The organism is Alloyangia mangrovi (assembly GCF_002300555.2).
GTDB lineage: Bacteria > Pseudomonadota > Alphaproteobacteria > Rhodobacterales > Rhodobacteraceae > Salipiger > Salipiger mangrovi.
The window spans coordinates 1-1917 of record NZ_NTHN02000124.1; the positions used below are offsets into that span (position 1 = coordinate 1).

The window sequence follows — 1917 nt, forward strand, 5'->3', positions numbered from 1 at the left end:
CGGGCCGCGGCTCGGGCTCGGGCAGCGGCGGCGCCTCGGGCTCGGGCGCGGCGCGGGCGGCGTCTCCTGCGGCGGCGCAGGCGGCACTTCTTCCGGCGACGGAGGGGCTTCCGGTGCAGGGGCCGGCGGCGTCTCGGGGGCCGGAGGCGGCACGTCCGGGCCGGGAGTTTCCGGTGCCGGTGTCTCGGGAGCCGGTGTCTCGGGGACCGGTGTCTCGGGGACCGGTGTTTGCGGTACCTCGGGGGGTTCGGGCGCCATATCGGGGGCGTCTTCCGTGCCCCCCTCCTGGACGATCGCGTCCAGCCCTTCCTCGAGCTTCGAGGAAGATTTGAAGAGCTTGCTCTTGAGCTTGCCGAAGAAGGACATGGCCGGACCTCTCGCTGCCTTTGCCTTCACCTAATACGGCCCGCGCGCAGATAAAAGTGTGAGTTGACCTTTCCGCCCCGCGGCGCCTTCATGGGCGCATGTTGCGGGCCGTGTTTTTCCTCGTCCTCCTGCTTGCCGCGCCGCTGCTGCGGGCCGATCCTCCCGCCCCGTCCGACGGCGCCCGGGAGCCCGGAACGCTCTGCTCGCCCGGTACCTTCGGGCCGGTGCACTGCATCCGGCCCTCCTATTTCGTGCATGACACCTGCGAGGCGCTGGAGGATCTGGCCCTGCGCAACGGGCTCGATCCCGGTTTCTTCACCCGGCTGATCTGGCAGGAGAGCCGCTTCAACCCCAACGCCCTCAGCCCCGCCAATGCCCAGGGCATCGCCCAGTTCATCCCTTCCACCGCCAAGCTGCGCGGCCTCAAGGACCCCTACAATCCCGCGGAGGCGCTGGAATATTCGGCGCAGTACCTCGGTGAACTGGCCCGCCGTTACGGCAACCAGGGGCTGGCGGCGGTAGCCTACAACGGTGGCGAGGCGCGGGCCGACGGGCTGATGGCGCGGCGCGGCGGGCTGGCGCGCGAGACGATCAACTACGTGGCGATCATCACCGGGCTCGCCGCCGAGACCTGGCGCGATACCCCGCCCGAGACCCATGACTTCCGGCTGCAGGGCGAGAAGCCCTTCCAGCAGGCCTGCCACGAGCTGGCGCGCGAGCGCAAGCTGACCAAGTACCCCGAGGCCCGCCCGCCGCTGCACCCATGGGGGGGTGCAGATGGCTTTCGGCACCACCCAGGACCGGGCGCTGGCGCAATTCCGCCGCCGCGCCAAGGCCTGCTCCGGCGCGATTGGCGGCGAAGAGCCCGAGCTGGTCTGGCAAAAGAGCCGTGCCAGCCCGCGCGGCGGATACTGGATGGCCCGGATAGGGCGCGACGGACGCGGCGCCGCGGCAAATCTCTGCGCAGAGCTGCGGCAATCGGGTTGCATCTGCGCCGTCTACCGCAATTCCTGAACGCCCGTGGCACGCGCCGCCACTTCTCCCTTTCGCCGCCGCCCCGGCTCTGGCAGGCTGCGCCCATGACCCGGCTTTTCCTCCTCCTCTGCCTGCTCGCCAGCCCGCTCGCCGCTGCCCAGCCGATGAGCGCCGAGGAGTTCGAGTCCTATGTCACCGGCAAGACGCTCTACTTCGGCAGCGGCGGCGCCGCCTACGGGGTCGAGCAATACCTGCCCGACCGCCGGGTCCGCTGGTCCTTTCTGGACGGCGACTGCAAGGACGGCCGCTGGTACGCCGAGGCACAGATGATCTGCTTCGTCTACGAGGACATGAACATCCCGCAATGCTGGAGCTTCTACCGCGAGAGCGGAAAGCTGCGCGCGGTGTTCCAGAACGATCCCGCGAACACGGTGCTCTACGAGGCCCAGCAAGGCGACGCACCGATGCTCTGCTACGGCCCCGACACCGGCGTCTGACGGCCCCGCAACCCTTTCCACCGCTTCTTCTAGGCAGAAATATCCCGGGGGAGTCGCGCGCAGCGCGGCGGGGGCAGAG

The 1917-nt window shown here is 69.8% G+C and carries 1 protein-coding gene and 1 pseudogene; one reads left to right on the top strand and one right to left on the bottom strand.

Annotated elements, in window-relative coordinates; genetic code table 11:
• A pseudogene (locus tag CLG85_RS26995) lies at positions 1 to 366 on the bottom strand (signal recognition particle-docking protein FtsY); the annotation flags it as partial.
• 110 nt (positions 367 to 476) lie between these two features.
• On the opposite strand from CLG85_RS26995, the gene CLG85_RS27570 reads away from it, so the two are divergent.
• Positions 477 to 1838 (top strand): lytic transglycosylase domain-containing protein, encoded by a 1362-nt coding sequence (locus tag CLG85_RS27570; RefSeq protein ID WP_311735048.1) that lies wholly within the window; start codon positions 477 to 479, stop codon positions 1836 to 1838.
• The last annotated feature ends 79 nt before the right edge of the window (positions 1839 to 1917 follow it).